General features: G+C 39.9%; 19 protein-coding genes. 11 read left to right on the top strand and 8 right to left on the bottom strand.

Going from position 1 to position 19,859, the window contains the following annotated elements; genetic code table 11:
• Nucleotides 1-255 precede the first annotated feature (255 nt).
• Complete coding sequence (locus F2A31_RS00490; protein ID WP_150024698.1) at nt 256-1,602, top strand: PGAP1-like alpha/beta domain-containing protein; 1,347 nt, start codon at nt 256-258, stop codon at nt 1,600-1,602.
• A 59-nt stretch (nt 1,603-1,661) separates the two neighbouring features.
• Here the strand turns inward: F2A31_RS00490 and F2A31_RS00485 are convergent, their stop codons facing one another.
• Nucleotides 1,662-2,159 carry a disulfide bond formation protein B gene (locus tag F2A31_RS00485; RefSeq protein ID WP_150024696.1) on the bottom strand — a complete coding sequence of 166 codons (498 nt, stop codon included), beginning with the start codon at nt 2,157-2,159 and terminating at the stop codon, nt 1,662-1,664.
• Between the two features lie 71 nt (nt 2,160-2,230).
• Complete coding sequence (gshA, locus tag F2A31_RS00480) at nt 2,231-3,808, bottom strand: glutamate--cysteine ligase (protein ID WP_150024694.1); 1,578 nt, start codon at nt 3,806-3,808, stop codon at nt 2,231-2,233.
• A gap of 183 nt (nt 3,809-3,991) precedes the next feature.
• On the opposite strand from gshA, the gene F2A31_RS00475 reads away from it, so the two are divergent.
• From F2A31_RS00475 to F2A31_RS00455, 5 genes are all read left to right on the top strand, one after another.
• Nucleotides 3,992-4,531 carry a DUF924 family protein gene (locus tag F2A31_RS00475; RefSeq protein WP_150024692.1) on the top strand — a complete coding sequence of 180 codons (540 nt, stop codon included), beginning with the start codon at nt 3,992-3,994 and terminating at the stop codon, nt 4,529-4,531.
• A 26-nt stretch (nt 4,532-4,557) separates the two neighbouring features.
• Nucleotides 4,558-5,115, top strand: coding sequence for a CC0125/CC1285 family lipoprotein (locus F2A31_RS00470; RefSeq protein ID WP_150024690.1), 558 nt, complete (start codon nt 4,558-4,560; stop codon nt 5,113-5,115).
• A 17-nt stretch (nt 5,116-5,132) separates the two neighbouring features.
• A complete protein-coding gene (locus tag F2A31_RS00465; RefSeq protein ID WP_150024688.1) occupies nt 5,133-6,440 on the top strand; it encodes a DUF445 domain-containing protein in 1,308 nt (435 codons plus the stop codon).
• Between the two features lie 28 nt (nt 6,441-6,468).
• Entirely contained in the window at nt 6,469-7,623 is a 1,155-nt protein-coding gene (locus F2A31_RS00460) for a methionine aminotransferase (protein WP_150024686.1), read from the top strand.
• Nucleotides 7,624-7,723: 100 nt separating this feature from the next.
• A complete protein-coding gene (locus F2A31_RS00455; RefSeq protein ID WP_008942115.1) occupies nt 7,724-9,091 on the top strand; it encodes an MATE family efflux transporter in 1,368 nt (455 codons plus the stop codon).
• A 45-nt stretch (nt 9,092-9,136) separates the two neighbouring features.
• On the opposite strand, the gene F2A31_RS00450 is transcribed toward F2A31_RS00455, so the two are convergent.
• On the bottom strand, nt 9,137-9,964 hold the full coding sequence (locus F2A31_RS00450) for an SDR family NAD(P)-dependent oxidoreductase (RefSeq protein WP_150024684.1): 828 nt from the start codon (nt 9,962-9,964) through the stop codon (nt 9,137-9,139).
• 302 nt (nt 9,965-10,266) lie between these two features.
• Here F2A31_RS00450 and F2A31_RS00445 point away from each other — a divergent pair, with 302 nt between their 5' ends.
• From F2A31_RS00445 to phoR, 3 genes are all read left to right on the top strand, one after another.
• Complete coding sequence (locus F2A31_RS00445; RefSeq protein WP_150024682.1) at nt 10,267-10,944, top strand: TetR/AcrR family transcriptional regulator; 678 nt, start codon at nt 10,267-10,269, stop codon at nt 10,942-10,944.
• Nucleotides 10,945-11,194: 250 nt separating this feature from the next.
• Nucleotides 11,195-11,905: a phosphate regulon transcriptional regulator PhoB gene (gene phoB, locus F2A31_RS00440; RefSeq protein WP_004659793.1), complete on the top strand. Its 711-nt coding sequence runs from the start codon at nt 11,195-11,197 to the stop codon at nt 11,903-11,905.
• An 8-nt stretch (nt 11,906-11,913) separates the two neighbouring features.
• Nucleotides 11,914-13,269, top strand: a complete 1,356-nt coding sequence (gene phoR, locus F2A31_RS00435) for a phosphate regulon sensor histidine kinase PhoR (RefSeq protein WP_004641648.1) — start codon at nt 11,914-11,916, stop codon at nt 13,267-13,269.
• Between the two features lie 65 nt (nt 13,270-13,334).
• On the opposite strand, the gene F2A31_RS00430 is transcribed toward phoR, so the two are convergent.
• Nucleotides 13,335-13,787, bottom strand: a complete 453-nt coding sequence (locus tag F2A31_RS00430) for a PACE efflux transporter (RefSeq protein ID WP_150024680.1) — start codon at nt 13,785-13,787, stop codon at nt 13,335-13,337.
• Between the two features lie 94 nt (nt 13,788-13,881).
• Here F2A31_RS00430 and F2A31_RS00425 point away from each other — a divergent pair, with 94 nt between their 5' ends.
• Nucleotides 13,882-14,772: a LysR family transcriptional regulator gene (locus F2A31_RS00425; protein WP_150024678.1), complete on the top strand. Its 891-nt coding sequence runs from the start codon at nt 13,882-13,884 to the stop codon at nt 14,770-14,772.
• Nucleotides 14,773-15,288: 516 nt separating this feature from the next.
• Complete coding sequence (locus F2A31_RS00420) at nt 15,289-15,498, top strand: cold-shock protein (RefSeq protein ID WP_004641656.1); 210 nt, start codon at nt 15,289-15,291, stop codon at nt 15,496-15,498.
• Nucleotides 15,499-15,735: 237 nt separating this feature from the next.
• On the opposite strand, the gene F2A31_RS00415 is transcribed toward F2A31_RS00420, so the two are convergent.
• From F2A31_RS00415 to pncB, 4 genes are all read right to left on the bottom strand, one after another.
• Nucleotides 15,736-16,545, bottom strand: coding sequence for a PhzF family phenazine biosynthesis protein (locus F2A31_RS00415; protein WP_150024676.1), 810 nt, complete (start codon nt 16,543-16,545; stop codon nt 15,736-15,738).
• 227 nt (nt 16,546-16,772) lie between these two features.
• The gene (gene asd, locus F2A31_RS00410) at nt 16,773-17,624 is read right to left on the bottom strand and encodes an archaetidylserine decarboxylase (protein ID WP_150024674.1); all 852 of its coding nucleotides are present in this window, start codon (nt 17,622-17,624) and stop codon (nt 16,773-16,775) included.
• On the bottom strand, nt 17,621-18,469 hold the full coding sequence (locus F2A31_RS00405) for a sulfurtransferase (protein ID WP_150024672.1): 849 nt from the start codon (nt 18,467-18,469) through the stop codon (nt 17,621-17,623). The genes asd and F2A31_RS00405 overlap by 4 nt, the downstream gene beginning before the upstream one ends.
• Before the next feature lie 102 nt (nt 18,470-18,571).
• A complete protein-coding gene (pncB, locus tag F2A31_RS00400) occupies nt 18,572-19,780 on the bottom strand; it encodes a nicotinate phosphoribosyltransferase (protein WP_150024670.1) in 1,209 nt (402 codons plus the stop codon).
• Nucleotides 19,781-19,859 lie beyond the last annotated feature (79 nt).

The following is a 19,859-nucleotide window of genomic DNA, read 5'->3' as shown; positions in this document are numbered from 1 at the left end:
CAGGAGGTGAATCGCTTGACTTATAGCCAAATAGATCACACTATTAATCATAATTGATAAACAAATAACAATATAATTTGCAGATAAGCCCGAAATTGTCCGACACAAAAAACGATACTACACACCGTTCATCAGTATTCTAAAAAAAATGCGATTGAAACAAGAAAAGATGCGCGTGTTTGCTGTAGTTTATCTAAACAATGTTAGGTTAATAACTTCAAACCTTCGGTATATATCAAGGATGAGGAAATCAATATGCCAAGTTTAACACCTCTACATGAAACCTACTGTAAATGGGACAGTACCCCTCCCAGTCAGGCGGATGTTTTGGAAGGTTTGGCACAACTCGTAAGCACCAGCTTAAGCGGGGTGCACGAATTAGTGCAATTGGTACAAACAGAGGTGTTACGGACAACCCTCGGTTTAAGTGCTCAAAAAGCCAGAAAATTACAAAAGCACCCACAATTACAGAGATTTTACCAATTCTCCTATGTCGCGATTCAAAAATACGGCGTTAGCTTCCTTGCACCAAACTTGCGCAGAGTCATTGCTAAATTTCCAGTATTACATGACAAGCCGTTGAGTCCTTCTTTACACTTTGTAGTCGGCGCACTCAATGGAATCTTTGGTGATTTTTTCTTAAAACAGCATAACCCGATGGCACTCCCTATGGTGCTGTATGATCACTATGGTTCATTACAACAAGGTGAACTCACAGGTCGTGTAGTCATTTTGACACATGGTCTTTGTATGAACCATTTAACTTGGTCGAATCATCGCTATGGTGGCATTGGTGAACGCTTGCTTGCGCAACGTGATAACAACACCATGCTGTATCTCAACTACAATACAGGGCGTCGTATTTCAGCCAATGGTCGTAGCTTTGCCAATGTGCTAGAAGATTTAGTTCAACGTAATCCACGCATCACCAGTATCGATTTGATTGGGCATAGTATGGGAGGATTAGTCTCTCGTAGTGCTCTGTTCTATGGTAAGCAGAACCTATGCCAATGGGTTCACATGGTTGAAAATTTGGTCTGCATTGGCTCACCGCATCATGGTGCAGTACTTGAACGTTTTGGTTTCATTCTGCAAGATAAACTCGGCGCATTTCCATTTATTAGCCTTATCGGTCAATTGGTCAATATTCGCAGTAATGGGATTTTAGATTTACGTCATGGTAGCGTACGTGATGATGACTGGGAACATAATGATGCACGGATTGGTTTTGAAGATGACAATCGTAAACCAGCACCTTTACCATCACATATCAATACCTTCCTCATCGCAGGTACACTCGAGTTCGAAAAGCTTAGAACCAAAGCGCTCACCGTGATTGGTGACTATTTGGTAAGTGTTAAAAGTGCTTTAGGTGAACACCCAAATCCTCGCTTCCAACTTAAACTTCCTGATACACATAAAGCGGTTTTCTATGGTTTGAACCATTTTGAGATTCAATACCACTCCAGTGTCGCAGAACAAATTACGCGTTGGTTATATCCAGATGTCAGCGATAAAGTTGAAGCAGGTGTTCAAACACATCTCATTAATATTCCAAATAATCATAGCTTTGAAGATCTGGAAGGAATTGTTGAAACCTAAACAGTGCTCCAAATTTTATCCAATAAAAAAGCCAACATCATGTTGGCTTTTTTTACCAATTAAGCAGGATATTTTCTAAAGAGTTGCCATAAACAAATCACAAGGATCAGGCTGAAATAGATCAAAGACCAAACAGGTAGTGATTGTCCCAGAAAACTCCAATCAACCATGGCACACTCTCCTGAGCCAGACAGCACTTGCTGCAATACCGCTCTCATCGGCAAGACATCAACCAAATAGTCTAAGCCTGGTCCACAGCTCGGTACTTGATCTGGTGGTAAATGCTGTAACCAGACATGCCGTGCGGCAACACCAGCTGACCATCCAATCGCCAAAGTTGCCAACAAGGCATAAAAGCGTTTAAAAAAGTTTGAAATTGGGTTGTGAATAAATGCAACTAATGCAATTAAGCCCATGCCAATTAAACCAATTCGCTGGAAAATACATAAAGGACAAGGTTCTAGACCTTGCACGTGTTCTAAATATAATGCAAATGCGAGCCCAATAATGCTCGTCAGTACCAATACAGCACTGACCAAACGATAATTCCAGCGCATGGAAAATCCTCTAAAAAATGTCCTCTGCCGCAATAAGAACAATAGCTCCTAAGATAAAATATCAGCAGACCCTATCGGTATTGTGCAAGATATTCTGCAAAACTCATGTGATTATCTTGTTCGAGTTGCCACTGTTTTTGCAACGAAGTTTGTGCCAAATGTTCGAAATATTGTTTTCTTTCTAAACTGATTTGGTGTTGCTCATAATCCTGTACATGCTGTTGAGCCATGAGACTACCAAAGTTCCATGTCCCTCCATATTGCAAGGTATCGTTAATCACCTGTGCAGAAAGGGTATTCTCAACCTGATGCAAGCGATGCTGCATGATCTGTACAGCATCTTGATATAGTGAAGTGCGATCCATTTGATCCAATAAAATCGCGCAGGCTTGAATCTGACTAAGATGACGTTGGGCCCAATCTTGGAAAGGTATCTCAAATGGCCCATCTTTAATTTTGGCGTCTGACGCACGCCCTCGATTGACAATTTCCGTTTGATTTAGATCAATCTGATCTTGTTCCTCTGCCCACAATTCAGGGCTGTCATTCAACAAACAATACAAAGCTAAACTTTCTAGGAACCCAGCTGCAGTCTCATCAATTCCAATCGCGCGATATGGATTGACGTCCACTGCACGTAATTCGACATAGCCCACACCACGATTTTTTAACGCTTGGGAAGGTGTCTCACCTTGTTCTGGTACTTGTTTTGGGCGAATCAAACTATAGTATTCATTTTCAATTTGTAGAACATGATCATTGATTTGAATCGGCTCACCTTGCTCATCATCTAAGCCTAGAGCTGTAAATTGAGGATAAGGTGTGTGCACGGCTTTTTGTAAACCATTTAAGTAGTCATGCAAATCGTTATAGTGAATACCAAGCTGCTTTTGGGCTGAGTTTTGATAACCTAAACGGCCCATACGTAAAGCCGTTGCTTCTGGCAAATACAATGTCCCTTTGATCAAGGCTTGTAAGTGATGTTCACGACCAGTCAAAAAACAACGACATACGGATGGACTAGCGCCCAACAAATACATCACTAACGGCGTCAGTCGAATAAAGTTACGAATCAAACCAAAGTAACGATGGCTACGATAATCCTGTAAACTGAGCTGCTTTAATTCAGCATTGGTTTCATGCTGTTGTAAATCTTCAAATAATCGCTCTGGAAAGGATAAATTATAATGTACGCCTGAAATGGTCTGCATACGACGACCATAACGCACACCTAAACCGTGACGATATAAAGTTTTAAAACGGCCAATATTGGATGTGCCATACTGCGCCAATCTAATATTTTCTTCATGGTCGTCCAACATACATGGCATAGAAAGTGGCCACAGCTTTTCCCCATCTTGCAAATGCTGATGCACCACATGATGAATATCTCTCAATTCATCTAAAGCAGCCGCAATCGTACTATGCGGTGTCGTGATAAACTCCATTAATGCTTCAGAATAATCTGTTGTGATATGCGGATGTGTCAGTGCTGAACCTAAAGCAATTGGATGATTTTTTTGCGATAAAAATCCATTGCTTTGCATACGCAAACTTTCACGCTCGATACCACGTAACATACCTGCCAATTGCGAAGCATCTACCCAAGTTGGTATCACAGAGGAAGAAAGTGCGCTGGGTTGATTCATAATATATATGCTCATTAATTCACTGGCCAAACACTGAGTAGTGGCTTGCTTTTGCCAATTATAACGACTATTGCCATCTAGTCAGCTGATTTAATTTGGCAATTTTTATCACAAACTTGTTATTTAAGACATGCCGAAATTGTGATTTTATTAAAAAATAATTCTGCTGATGGATAACTTCTTATGCAAGCACAAGACATTCTAAATTTTTGGTTTGCTCCCGATCATCAACCACTTTGGTTTGCTAAAAACGAGAGTTTTGATGCAAAAATTCGTGAGCTTTTTCAATCAATCCATCATCAAGCAACTCAAGCGGAACTTTGGTCTTGGCGTCAAAGTGCCGAAGGGCGCTTAGCTGAAATAATTATCTTAGATCAATTCTCTCGCAACTTGTATCGAGATCAAGCCCAAGCTTTTGCCTATGACAGCATGGCACTGATGTTGGCACAAGAGGCAATTAGTTTGCAACTCGATGCTGAACTGAGTCCAGAACAACGCTCTTTTTTATATATGCCCTTTATGCATAGTGAATCCAAAATGATTCACGACTATGCTCTAACGTTATTTCAACGCTTAGGCAATCCCATCAATTTAAGCTTTGAAGAAAAACATAAGGTGATCATCGATCGTTTTGGTCGCTATCCACATCGTAATGTGGTGCTTGGACGAGTTTCAACAGCAGAAGAACTCGAGTTTCTAACTCAACCAGACAGTCACTTTTGATCCGATCTTCTAGAGAGGAATAACATATGAAATCGTTATTAATGTGTACGCCTGTACTCATCGCATTGACCTTTGCAGGGTGTGCAACTGTTCCTAAACAACCCAAGACTTTTGATCAACTCGGTCAATTTACCGCTTATCCATTAAATAACAAAAGCTTCCGCATTAGCTTCCAAGCAGGAAATAATCTGAGTTATGGTACAGCAGAAGAAATCACTTTATTAAAAGCAGCTCAAACGACAGTAAAAAATGGTTTCCGATTTTTTACTGTCGTTGATGATCCAAGTAATGCACGTATTAAAGAGCAACGCCAAGCGGTGATCTATCCAAGTCGACCTTATTATCCTTATGGCTATTATCGTCGTCATCCCATGTTTTGGCCGGATCCATTCTATGATATGCCACAAGTGGTCAATCTTGATCCAATCCAAGTGTCGTATACTATCGAGTGTTTCAAGACTCAACAGCAAGCACCTGATGCCTTTGATGCGCAGCTGATTTTACAATCTTTAGGGCAAAAATACGGATTGAGTCCAACAGGAGACGTGTTGCAGCCACCTGCCCCACCTCAAAACAAAAAATGAATGAATAGGATGACTCAATGAATTCAGCCGAAGAAATCCACGTACCAAGTCTGCAAAGAAGTAAAAACTTTGCCACGATAGCACTGATTATTGCTGTCTCGGTATGGATCAGCCTCATGATCGTGGCGCACTTTCTACCTGAATATAAATGGCTCATCCATATTTTTATGTTAGGTGCAGAAGCAGGTGTCGTTGGTGGACTTGCGGACTGGTATGCTGTCACAGTGTTATTTCGGAATCCATTTGGAAAAATGCCCCTACCGAAATTGTTACGTGACCATACTGAGATTATTCCTCGCAACAAAGCACGTATTGCAGAATCAATGGGACGTTTCGTACAAGAGAATTTCCTTTCTCCGACCATTGTTCAACGTAGCCTACAAAACACCGATATTAGTTTGGCTGTGGGTGAATGGCTTGCCAATCCTAAAAATAACGGGCAAGTGGTGCAGATCATTCAACAAACGGTGCCGAAAATTTTTGAGTTTGTCAGCCAAGATCAAATTGCCAATTTCGTCCAAAATAACAGTGTGCAATGGGTTCGCAGTACCAAAATCAATACCCTAGCCAGTGAAATGTTACGTGCCGTTTTGGACAATGATTTCCATCAAGATGTATTACAGCGTGGTTTGGATGTTGCTCACGAATGGATGGTTTCTCATCCCGAAGAAGCACGCGAATTATCACGTACATTGTTTAAAGAGTTAGGGGTGTGGAAATTAGCAAAAGGTGCAAGTTGGATTGGTATCGACGTACAACAACGTACCATTGACTCACTGATTGAACGAGTTGAATCCATGCTCGCCAATCCAGACCATCCATGGCGACAGGACATTGAAGCTGTAACACATAAACTGATGTTAGAACTTGCAGACAATGACAGTGAAGCCAGCCAACGTTTAAACAATGGTAAAGATGCGCTACTCGACAGCCCACAGGTTTTGAATTTTATTACAGGTGCAATCGCAATCTTATGTGATGCAATCAAGACAGATTTGATGCAGGAAGATTCTGGCATTGCCACCAATTTACAAGCTGCAATCCAGCAACTTGGTGTGAGCTTGATCCAAAACGATAAAGTTCGCCAAGTCCTTAATACTAAAATGGTGGGTTTAGCGACCAATTTCAGTGAACAATACAGCGATAAAATTATTCGTTATATCAGTGAACGAATCCATGAGTGGGATTCACGAGAAATGATTGCCAAAATTGAGAGTGAAGTGGGTGGCGATTTACACATGATCCGTGTGAATGGAGTCATTGTTGGTACGTTTATTGGTTTGATCTTAGGGATCATACGTGCTGTGGTTGAAAATGTTTTGTAAATAAATCAAATTGTAAAAAGGAAAGCCGATGTTGCAGCTTCAGTCAAAACTTCCTCGTCAAGGCGTGACCATTTTTAGCGTGATGACTGAGCTCGCTCATAGGCTCAATGCATTGAATCTATCACAAGGATTTCCTGATTTTCCTGCTCCGCAGGCGCTACTTGAAGCACTCAGTCAAGCCACCCTCAATGGATATAATCAATATCCTGCAGGAGATGGGGTATTGGCTTTACGTGAGCAAATGGCACAGCAATTTTTAGTTCATGATCAATTGCAACTAGATCCTATCACTGAAATCACCATTACTCCGGGTGCAACCATTGCGATTTTCTGTGCGATCCAAGCCTGTATTCATGCCGATGATGAGGTGATCATTTTTGATCCAAGCTATGACAGTTATGCACCTGCGGTACAGCTTGCAGGCGGAAAATCAGTTCATATCCATTTAGATGCACCCAGCTTTCAAGTGAATTGGCAAAAGGTCAAAGACAGCATCAATACCAAAACCCGTATGATCATTGTCAACACACCACATAATCCAACAGGTGCAATTTGGTCAGAACAAGACTGGCTGCAATTGATTGAACTGATTCAAGATAAAAATATTGTGGTACTTTCCGATGAGGTTTATGAACATCTCGTTTTTGATGGACAGAAACATTACAGCGCACTGCACTTTCCAGAATTACGCGAACGTAGTTTTGTCATCGGTTCTTTTGGCAAAAGTTTTCATGTTACAGGCTGGAAAACTGGTTATTGTGTAGCCACGCCACAGTTAATGCAGTTGTTCAGGCAGATTTACCAATTTGCCAATTTTTGTGGTACCACGCCTTGTCAAATCGCGCTCGCCAATTATATGCAACACCATCCTGAGCATATTCAAACACTGCCTGATTTTTATCAGACCAAGCGAGATTTATTTAACCAACAGATTCAAAATTCGCGTTTTAATTTTATTCCCTCACCAGGCACCTATTTCCAAAGTTTGGACTACTCTGCCATCCGTCCAGATTTAGACGATGTGACCATGTGTCAGTTCTTGGCAGAACAACATAAAATTGTAGCTATCCCTATTTCCGTATTTTATCGACAAGCCCCTAAATCACTGAGACTGATTCGTTTTTGTTTTGCCAAGACAGATGAAACGCTTCAACGAGCAGGTGACATCCTAATGCAGTGTTAATCAACAAAAAATCAACGGAATCCTCATAACTTGATGCTAGCTTATGCTATGTTGAAAACATAGCAGATCCATTTTCGGGACGAAGTATCAAGGAATTTGAATGACACCACACCAGCCTTTGGTGATGCAACCCAATCTATGGAAAACCTTTTTTGTTTTTCTCGTCCCACTGATTGCAACCAATATTTTACAAAATTTGTCGGGAACGATTAATACCATCTTTGTAGGTCAAATGATGGGGGTAGATGCTGTTGCTGCTGTCTCGGTATATTTTCCGGTCTTGTTCTTTTTGCTTGCTTTTATTATTGGACTTTCTGCTGGAACAACCGTTTTAATTGGACAAGCATGGGGTGCACAGAACCTAGAAAAAGTGCGTAGCGTTATTGGCTCTACGCTGTTTATGACCTTAATTGGGGGCAGTATTATTGCCATCCTCGGGTTGTTCTTTGCCGAACATATTTTAATCCTGCTAGGTACTGATCCTACTGTGATGCATCTGTCATTGCCTTATGTGCAATGGATGATGGCAGGTAGCCCATTACTTTTTGTGTATATTATTTATACCTCGATCTTACGCGGTGTTGGTGATAGCGTAACGCCACTGATTGCATTGGGTTTAACCAGTTTGATTGGCTTAGCCGTCACCCCCATACTGCTAAAAGGTTATTTCGGCTTTCCTGCGCTTGGTATTGTTGCACCCGCAATCGCCAGTATTATCGGTTATTTGGCAGTGCTGATTTTTTTGGGTTTTTATCTGAATTATAAAAAGCATCCACTCAAAATCGATCGTCAACTTTTACAACATCTGCGTCATGATGCAGAGTTAAGCAAACTCATCCTAAAATTAGGTATTCCTACAGGGATTCAAATGGTCACCACATCATTGGCTGGTTTGGTGATTATTGGCTTAGTCAATCGTTATGGTGCAAATGCGACCGCAGCCTATGGTGCAGTCAACCAAGTTCTGAACTATATCCAATTTCCAGCACTTTCCATCGCCATTGCCGCCTCTATTTTCGCAGCACAAGCCATCGGTGCAGGAAAAGCAGAGCTACTCAGTCGCGTTACTCGTACTGCATTAAGCATGAACTTCCTATTTACAGGTAGCTTAATTGCTTTAGGCTATCTATTTTCCAAATATTTAATGGCACTGTTTATTACCGATCCTGAAGTGGTCGTTTTGGGGCAGCAGCTATTATTTATCGTGTTATGGTCATTGCTGTTTTTTGGTGCAAGTGCGATTTTTGCTTCAATTATGCGTGCCAGCGGAACGGTTACTGTACCGATGTTGATTAATATCTTCACCATCCTTCTGATCGAGATCCCATGTGCTTATTGGTTTACCACACTATGGGGACTAACAGGAATTTGGATGGCCTATGCTCTGGCTTTTGTCTGCCTATGTGTATTCCAAGCTACGTATTATCAGTTCGTTTGGAAGAAAGGGAAAATCAAAGTTTTGATTTAAAAAAAGCCATTCATTTAGAATGGCTTTCTTCAAGTCACTGAGAAATTAAAGCATTTTGGTAGCAAAAGCCGCAATACGTTGATAGCCTGTTGGGAATAAACGCTGGAATGAGTCGACGATACGAGCATCTGTTCCAATTAATAAACGGCGTTTATCTTTCAATACTGCTTGAAGGATTTGACGAGCCGCCTCTTCAGGTGGGGTACGCAAGAACTTATCAAACTGCTTAATTGATTTACTTGGATCCATCCCTAAGCTCTTTAAGCTGTCATTCATTTTTGCAGCTTTTGCAATATTGGTACGGATACCACCCGGATGTACACAAAGTGAGCTTACACCACTTTTCTCAATATCCAACTCTTGGCGAAGCGATTCAGTAAAACCACGCACCGCAAATTTGGTCGCATTATATGCAGACTGTGTTGGTTGTGAGGTTAAGCCAAAAATACTAGAGATGTTGATGATATGGCCATCTTTAGTTTGTTTAATAAATGGTAGGAATTCTTTAGTACCGTAAACCACGCCCCAAAAGTTAATTCCAACGATCCATTCTAGATCTTCGTAGCTTGCACCTTCTACTGTTGAGCCTAATGCAACACCCGCATTGTTGAAGATCATATTCACTGAGCCATGATCTTGTACGGTATCTTGTGCCCATTGTTTCACCGCATCACGGTTAGAAACATCAAGAACTTTGGTGGTGACAGTAACTGGATACTGTTTAACCAACTCAACAGTCTGTGCCAAACCTTTCTCATTGATATCACTCAATGACAAATGGCAACCTTGTTGAGCCAATAAAAGTGCCAGTTGTTGTCCAATCCCAGAGCCAGCACCTGTGATCGCTGCGACTTTATTTTTAAAGTTTTTCATTGCCTATCCTTTGTATTGCGAATGATTTGCACATATTCGCTCAGATCATGTGCCGTTTAACTTGTAACCAATATAATTTTGACAATACCGGTTGTCAATATAGTACACTATGCTTTTAAGACAAATGGCAAGAACAAACATAATGCTTGTCATAAATGCTCGTTCTAAGATCTGTTGGTATTTGAGTCATACACACGTTACTAGCTCAAGTGACAGAAACAAGACATATTATTTTAAACAGTTTGCAATCTAAGCACTGCTAGACATACGATATATAGACTTTTTTAGGGAACGGTTTTTCGATGACAACTGAGAAGCAAGCCAAGACAAAGAAAAAAAATAGCGAAACCAAAGAACGTCAATTCAAAGGTCTGTCTTTAACTGAACGCAAAGAAGCTCGTCGGGAGAAACTGATCGAGGCGGGTATTGCGACTTACGGGACAAACGGTTTTTTCTCTGTGACTGTTAAAGATGTTTGTAATGAAGCAAAACTCACTGAACGCTATTTTTATGAATCATTTAAAAAAAGTGAAGATTTATTCCAAACTGTTTTTTTGCGTATGATTAGCAAAATGCAAAGTTGTTTGACCCAAGCTGTATTGATGGCAGCACCTGAACCTAAAAATATGGTCACAGCAGGTTTATCTGCCCTACTCAAAACAATTAGAGATGACCCTCGGATGGCACGGATTATTTATATTGATGCGATGCTCGTCCAAGATCTACACAATCAGGCCACCATCCAAGAAACCTTGACCCAATTCGATCGGATTATCCAAGGCTTTGTAATGATTACCATGCCCAATGTACCGCAAACCACAGAAGAAGTGTCTCTAATGGCAACAGGTCTAAATGGCTATGTGACTCATATTATTATTCGTTGGGTCTCTGAAGGCTTCAAGCAACCTTTAGAAGATGTTCTAACTGCTTGTTGTGCTGTGTTTTTATCATTTATTGAAAACACCACACAAAAAAAATAAAATCATTTTACAGTTTTGTGACAATTATGACGATAACAAGACAGTGATGTTAAACAGATGAATTTATTTACTTTAGTCATTTGTGAATTGTCATCAATTAGTCACTCCTCTGCCCCACAATTGTCACAATTTATTGCTAAATTCGACTTTATTTACCCTTTTGCAATGATATTGTCATAATTAATCTTTGTAATAAGCCTGTCATAACAACAAAACGGTTAACCGTTACAGATTTTGAGGGTATTGCGCTGTGAAAGATGACTATATTTTAATTGTCGATGATGAGCTACCGATCCGCGAAATGATCCATACCTCTTTGGATATGGCTGGCTTCCAATGTTTACAAGCTGAGGATGCTAAGCAAGCGCATCAGATTATCGTTGATCAGCGTCCTGCTCTTATCTTGCTGGATTGGATGCTGCCAGGTGGCGTAAGCGGTGTAGATTTGTGCCGTCGTTTGAAACGAGATGAAAACTTAGCAGAGATTCCTGTAATCATGCTCACGGCTCGAGGCGAAGAAGACCATAAGGTTCAAGGTCTCGATGCAGGTGCAGATGACTACATGACCAAACCTTTTTCAACCCGCGAACTGGTTTCACGTATCAAAGCGGTATTGCGTCGTGCCAATGCGCTAAGCGGCGAAAAAGTGATTGATGCCAATGGCTTAATGCTAGATCCTGTAAGTCAACGTGTAAGCTTTGGCAACAGCATTCTCGATATGGGCCCAACTGAATATCGTTTACTCGCCTTCTTTATGACACATCCAGAACGTGCTTATACACGTGCCCAATTACTTGACCAAGTATGGGGAGGAAATGTGTATATTGAAGACCGTACCATTGATGTGCATATTCGTCGTTTGCGCAAAGTGTTAGAGCCTTTTGGTGTCGATCGTTTTGTTCAAACGGTACGAGGCACAGGTTATCGTTTTTCTACACGAGCTGATTTGGCAGCAGGTTAAAACCTTTTATGTATGAACCATATCCCGTCCCTGAGCTGGCGCGCGAACATCAACGTTTTCAATACAGCAGCTTATGGACGTTTGCAAAACAAGATTTAAGACTATTACTATTTTTCTTATTGATTGCAAGCTTAATTGGATTTGGGGTTGGATACTTTTGGAGCTGTATCTTCGTTGCTTTTGTGGTGTTTTTCATCCTACAGCTTCGCTCACTTTATCTCGTCAATGAATGGATCTCTAATCGCCCTTACGATATGCCACCGAATCTGAATGGGATTTGGGGTGCATTATTGTTCAACGTCTATCGTGCTCAACGCCAAGAACGTATTGTACAAGCCGAAATGGTGGGTTTGATTGATCGTGCACAATCATCATTGGTAGCGTTGGCAGAAGCCGTTGTCTTGATTGATGACCAACATCAGCTCGAATGGTGGAATCCAGCCGCAGAAAAATTATTGGGTATCAATCCAATGGATCGCGGGCGTAACTTGCTGTCGATCTTGCGCCAACCCAATTTTATTGAATATTTTAACCATAGTGATCAAGCACCCGATGGCATCCGTCTACAAGCGCAAATGGATGAAGAACGCTATGTGCAAGTCAAAATTACCCGCTTTGGAGGTGAAAGCCGTCTTTTGGTCGCACATGACATCACCCGTATGCATAATCTTGAACAAATGCGTAAGGACTTTGTTGATAATATTTCACATGAGTTACGTACCCCACTGACCGTACTCAGTGGCTATATCGAAACCTTTACTGATCAGGACGATATCACCCCTCGCTGGAAACGTGCTTTTACGCAAATGCAATCACAAACCAAACGTATGAATGCATTGGTTAATGACTTATTGCTCTTGTCCAATCTCGAAAATAATAAAAAAGTTGCAAAAAATCAGATTATTGAGATGGCAAATTTAATGAATCAATTATTTGATGATGCTCGTGCCTACAATCTTGATTATGGTCACACACTCAACTTAGACATTGATAGTCACTGTGATCTGATCGGCTCAGACATGGAAATTGCCAGTGCTTTCAGCAACCTCATTACCAATGCGATTAAATACACGCCCAAAGGTGGCATTATTACCATTGGATGGCATGAGGATGGGGATCAAGCCTATTTTACCGTTCAAGACAATGGCATTGGAATAAATCCGAAACATTTACCTCGTCTAACTGAGCGATTTTATCGGGTGGATAGTGCGCGTAGCCGCCAAACAGGTGGAACGGGTTTAGGCCTTGCAATTGTGAAACACGTATTGATGCAACACGGTGCACATCTCGAAATTAGCTCCAAAGAAAATGAAGGCTCAACTTTTACAGCCGTTTTTCCAAAAGAACGTCTCTATATTGGATAAATGGGCAGTTGAATAACTACAGACAGCCGATCTAAACAAATCGGCTATTTTGATTTGGAATTGAATTAATTATTTACTGTTGCATTCAACTGCTTTGCTTCAAGTAAATGGCTCGGCAAACCAAAAATATGATCAAAGAAATAGTTATACACAAAGGTATAACATGGGATGAGGATCATCAAACTAAAATCCAATAAAAATGCTTTGAGCAAACTGATCTGCATCCACCACGCAATCAATGGAATCAAGATCGTTACCAAAACAATTTGAAACCCGATTGCATGTGCGATCCTTCTTTTCACAGTACGCGTTTTAGAAATTTGTCGTTTTTCCCACATTTCAAAAACATAGTTGTAGAAAAAATTTACCGTCACCGCAATAACTGCGATTAGCACTGATAATGGCCCTGTATGACTCATACTGGTACCAGAAAGCGCTGCCAAAATCATGGCACAGATCAAAAAGCTAAACACTTCATAGAAAAAAACATAAGTTACTCTTCGTTTCGTTCCTTGCATGATCACACCTTAAAATCAACAATGGCTAGATTTTACGCTTTAGATCTGATAAAAAAAGTCAATCGTTATCAGATTTACTGACAAGGGAATTGCAATGAAACTGAGCAGTGAGCAGCTTGAATTGATTCTAGAAATCATTGATCGAGGAAGTTTCTCTGCAGCTGCCCGCACCTTAAATCGGGTTCCTTCCGCAGTGAGCATGGCAATTGCCAATTTAGAAGCTGAATTGAATTTAAAATTATTTGAACGCAGCAAAAATCATCTAGCACCAACGGAAATTGCACTTTCAATTGAACCCCATGCAAGGCTGATTGTGACAAAGCTACGTCAGCTCGAAATGCACCTCTCTGAACTTTCAATAGGATTAGAAACTCGTATCTGTATTGGTGTCGCAGCCGATATCAATCAAAAAATCATCTTAAAGGGCATTGAGCAATTAATTCAGCGCTATCCACTTTTGAATATTGAAATGGTCTGTGCACCACAGCAAGAATTAAAAGTACGCCTACAAAACAATGAAATTGATTTATATATTGCTTATAGCTCATCAAATATCGATATCAATCAACGCTTTCGACTATTAGGTGTTGAACAATTTGTCGCTGCCATTTCCCCGGAACAAGCACAACAACTTAAAGCACAACATAAAAATGAACTCACCATGTTGTCTGAATTTAGACAAATTATTGTCGCCAGTAAAAATCATCCTCTACCCGACCCTCGTATTTTGGTTTCTGATTCGTATTGGTACACTGACAATCTATCAATGGCAATTCATATGGTAGAACAAGGAATGGGTTGGGGAAATTTTCCACTTTCAGTCGTGTCCGAACATTTTTCCAAGCACAGTTTAGTCCGTTTAGAATTTAGTGATACTACCAATGGACTGGATATGCCCATCCATGCAATTTGGACCAGCTATAAACCCTTGAGTAAAACCATTCAACTACTGATCGAGCTTTGGAGTAAAGAAATCTTTGAATAGACATAAAAAAAGCCCGACATCCTGTCGGGCTTTTTCGGTATTTCGTTTCTAGGTGCAACTCCTGTCGTACCTCACGTCCTGATGCTCAAACTTATTATTTTTGTTTTATGTTTTGGAACTTCCTGTTCCTGATGAGTTCATATTAGGGAATTTAAAGCAGTATGAATATGGGACATTACCCCTAATCGTTGTAAGAAAAAGCGTACATTATTCAAAACAGGAAGCAAATTATGAGATCAACTAAATTCACATGCAACTTGCATAGAGCTCGCAATGCAACGTTCAAAATATAAGAAAAATAAATATTACATATAAAAAACTTGAATATTAATCAATCCCATGTATAATGACCTATAACTAGAAAAAGTATAGTTTAGTAAATCTTCTTTAAGTATCGCAGTTTTAGTCATAATCCTCCGTTTTTTTAGATCTTAAGCTCAATTCTTTATCTTTTTTCAAAGTTATACATAGCCTCATTAAGTGGCTGAAAATTATTAAAATTTAGTAGGATATATTATGTCTAATACAGTTACTGGTACAGTAAAGTGGTTTAACGAAACTAAAGGTTTTGGTTTCATTCAACAACAATCAGGTCCTGATGTGTTTGCTCACTTCAGCGAAATCGCAAATTCTGGTTTTAAAACGTTATATGAAGGTCAACAAGTTTCATTCAGCGTTGCTCAAGGTCAAAAAGGCCCAAATGCTGTGAACATTGTTCCTCTATAATCGCTGAATAAGCATGAAAAAAGCCCGACATCCTGTCGGGCTTTTTCGTATTTCGCACTTTAGGTATAACTCCTGTCGTACCTCACGTCCTAATGCTCAAACTTATTATTTTTGTTTTATGTTTTGGAACCTCCTGTTCCTGATGAGTTCATATTAGGCAATTTGATTGGGGCTGAACATGGGTCATTGACGTTAATCGATGTAAGCAAATACTTACGTTGTTTTTTATGTCCTTAATTAAATGAAAATTTCACCTTCTAGATATAAGCGGCATTCTCCTGCCACTTCAATTCGATCATTTTCAAGTAATTTGCAATACAGCACACCACCTCGTTTCGAAGCTTGATAAGCTACAATATTTTCTTTTTTAAGTAATGGTTGCCAGAGCGGTATAAGTGACGTATGTAATGAACCAGTGACAGGATCTTCATCAATTCCCATAGATGGCGTAAAGTAACGGGAAACGAGATCAAACTCAGCAAGCCCCTCATCTACAGTATCATTTAGTGAAGTGATTGCAACACGTCGCTCACCGAGTTTTTTAATCAGATCAAAATTCGGTTGTTCATTTAAAACGGATTTCGTATTTGGATAGACCACAATATAGGCCTGCGGATTGATATACACCTCTGCAATTTCTTGAGACAGGCTATCTCTTAATACCTGAGGAATTTCCTCTAATCTATTTGGAATCTGTACAGGAAAATTCATTTTAATCTTGCCCTTTTCACCACGAGTAATAAAAAACTCGCCTAAATTCGTTACATGAAAAGTTAATGATTGAATATCAGGATGATTTTTAAAAATAATAAAACTGGTCGCTAGTGTACCATAACCACAAAACTGCACTTCTTTGACTGGTGAAAACCATCTAATTTCATAGTTTTGATTATCAATTTTTCTTGCAAAACTAGTTTCAGATAAATTATTTTCTAATGCAATGCTTTGCATTAAATATTCATCCAACCATTGTTCTAACAAGATAACCGCAGCAGGATTACCTTTAAATAATTGATTGCTGAATACATCTACTTGGTAAATTTTCATTATTTTCAACGGCGATAATTTTTTAAATAAGATACTTAACCAATAAATCTAATAATGTATATTTTTTGATAAATAACATGCGTTATTTTCTATAACGGGCTTCACATCCTTGAAAAACAAAATCTGCTTTTGATAATCTTATTTGAACTACACTGTATCATTTCATTTTAATAATTTATTTCAAAAAAAAGCCCCAATTTCGGGGCTTTTTAAAAATTACTGCTAAATTAAACCGAATGACCTAAACGCTCACCCATCACCACAGTCGAATTGGCTTTAAACTGCTCTTCCCAAACCATTCTATCTTTTTCAAATAAAACCACTGCAGTCGAACCTAGATAGAAACGACCTAACTCTGCACCTTTATCTAACTGCATTTGATGATGTTGCAATTCAACACGACCAGTCGGTTTTACCTTACCTGTCGCAACTGTTTCAATCCCTGCAACAATCATTGCACCAACCAACACCACTGCCATACGACCAAGCTCAGTGTCAAACAAACACACCATACGCTCATTACGCGCAAATAAACCTGGAACATTTTCAGCCGTGGTTTGGTTGACTGAGAACAACTCACCCGGAATATATAAAGTTTCGGTCAATGTACCTGCCAATGGCATATGCACACGATGATAATCTTTAGGTGACAAATAAACAGTTGCAAACTGCCCATCAATAAATGGTTTTGCTAATTGTGGATCGCCAATCAATTTCTCAACAGAAAAGCTTTGACCCTTCGCTTGGAAAATATCACCCACTTCAATCTTACCGAGCTGAGAAATCTCACCATCCGCAGGACAAACAATACTATCGGCACGCTCATCTACACCACGTACACCTTGCTTCAAAGCACGTGTGAAAAACTCATTAAATGATTTATATTGATTTGGATTCGTTTGCTCGGCAATGCTCATATCAATGCCATATTTTGCTTTAAATGCCTGAATAACAGCAGTTTTCACCAAAAAATTTTCACTTGCAGCAACTTTACCTACTACACGGCTAAGTTGATGTTGTGGTACTAAATTTTGTGCTTTAATAAAAATTTGTTTTTTTAAATCTTCTGCGAAACTCAAGATGGTGACTCCCCTGTAGTAATAGGACTATCGAGGCGATTGCCCCATTCACTCCACGCACCATCGTAGGCTCTGACTTGCCAATCAAGCAATCTTGCTAAAATATATGCCAAACCTGAACGGTGATGTGACTGACAATACACCACTACAGGTTGTTGTAAATTAAAGCCGAGTTGCTCTAAACGTTGTTGAGTGCGTTCAAGCGGGTGCAATTTTAGATGATTTTCACGATTAAGGGCAGTACTCCACTCAAAATGCAGTGCATTTGGGATGTGACCGCCGCGTCGCGCAGCTAAACGTAACCCTGTATATTCCTCATTACTACGGCAATCCCACAATTGAACATCGCCTTGCTCGACTTGTGCCAATAACTCTTGATATTCAATACGATGCTGCTGTACTGCATTCACATCAACTTGAACCAATTCCTGAACAGGGTTAAAACGCTCAACTTCAGCACTTGTTGGAAGCCCAGCACCTAACCAAGCATGAATGCCACCATTGATCAGACTGGTTCGTGTGAAACCAAGGCAATGTAAATTCCAAATTAAACGTCCAGCCCAAGCACCGCCCTCATCATCATAGACCACGACATGATGCTGGGGAGAAATATTTAACTTTTTAATTAAAGCATTTAAACCATCAGTATCTGGCAACACGCCATTGGCTTGTTCTTGTTGGGAAACTAAATATTTAGGTTGCAAATGAATAGCATGCGGAATATGTAATTGTTCATAAACCGAGGCACGGCTTAAATCAACAACACGAATTAGCTCATGCCCTAAATAAGGAACAAGCTGTTCAGGCTCAATCAGTAAACCGAGTTTAAAATCAATATCAGTCATTATTATGCGCTTGTGTCATCACATCATGTTTGATTTTAGCATAGCTCACTTTTTATCTTTGCCTGATTTTTTACATTCGTTTAGCAGAAAAGAAGATATAAGCTAACTCTCTTCTTCAATCTGAAACACCTGACGCAAGTACGCCAAGAACGTATCATTATCAGTCATTGTCTTCCCTGGACTATCCGAAATTTTTGCGACAGATTGACGATTACACTCGACCAATTTCAATACAATATTCAGCGGTTTTTGCCCCATATCATTGGTCAGATTGGTTCCAATCCCAAAACTTACTTGAAAACGATCTTTAAAATAATGATGTAAATGCCACGCTTTTTCTAAATTCAGCCCATCACTAAAGGTCAACATCTTGGTTTTACTGTCGATTTTTAGATTACGATAATGTGCATAGGCTTTATCACCCCACTCATAAGGATCACCACTATCATGCCGTAAGCCATCAAACAGCTTGGCAAAATACAAGTCAAAATCACGTAGGAATGCATCCATACCAACGACATCAGTCAATGCAATGCCTAAGTCACCTCGATACTCTTGTACCCATGCCTCTAATGCTGCCTTTTGGAAATTTCGTAATCTTACATCAAGTGCCTGAAAAGCCTGTAAAAACTCGTGTGCCATCGTTCCAATTGGGCTAATACCCAGTTCTTTGGCTAATAGCACATTACTGGTACCACGAAACACCTTCGGTGCAGCCGCATGAAACGCTTGTACCACATGTTTTTGCCAATCAAAACTATAACGGCGACGAGTACCAAAGTCTGAAACTAAAAACGGTGGTTCATTATCCTGTTGCTCTTGAGCATATTGTTGCAACTGAACCAGTTTCTGCTGTAATCGGTGTTCACCTTCCTCCAATACAGCATCAGTACGGATACGACGAAAATACAATTCGTTGACGATTGCTAAGACAAAAATTTCAAACATCATCGCCTGAACCATCGGTCCTTCAATACGAATATCTAATCGCCCGGCTTGGTCTATACCGGCCTGAATAAAACGACGTTTTAGCTGAAACAGTTCTAAATAATCGACAAAGTCACTTTTGATAAAACGCAATGAGCGTAAGTATTGCAATTCATCTTCTTTGAATTTTAAATCACACAATAAATCCAGCTGATGATTTAACTCAGGCAAAATTTCCGATAAAGGATAAACCGTATCATCTAAATTTCGACAACGAAATAAATAAACACTATGCGTTTGTGGAAACTGATGTAGCACCACCTGTAGCATGGTGAATTTATATAAGTCTGTATCTAGTAATGATCGAATAATTGGTTTAGACATGACTGGCTGGAATCTATTATCGTTCAAGCATTAAAGCACACTTTTTCTAGGAAATGGCTCTATCTATTGCAATTGATTA

The sequence above is a fragment of the Acinetobacter suaedae genome, assembly GCF_008630915.1.
Taxonomy (GTDB): Bacteria; Pseudomonadota; Gammaproteobacteria; order Pseudomonadales; family Moraxellaceae; genus Acinetobacter; species Acinetobacter suaedae.
The sequence above is the reverse complement of the archived record's forward strand: the minus strand, read 5'-3'. Positions and strand labels throughout refer to the sequence as shown.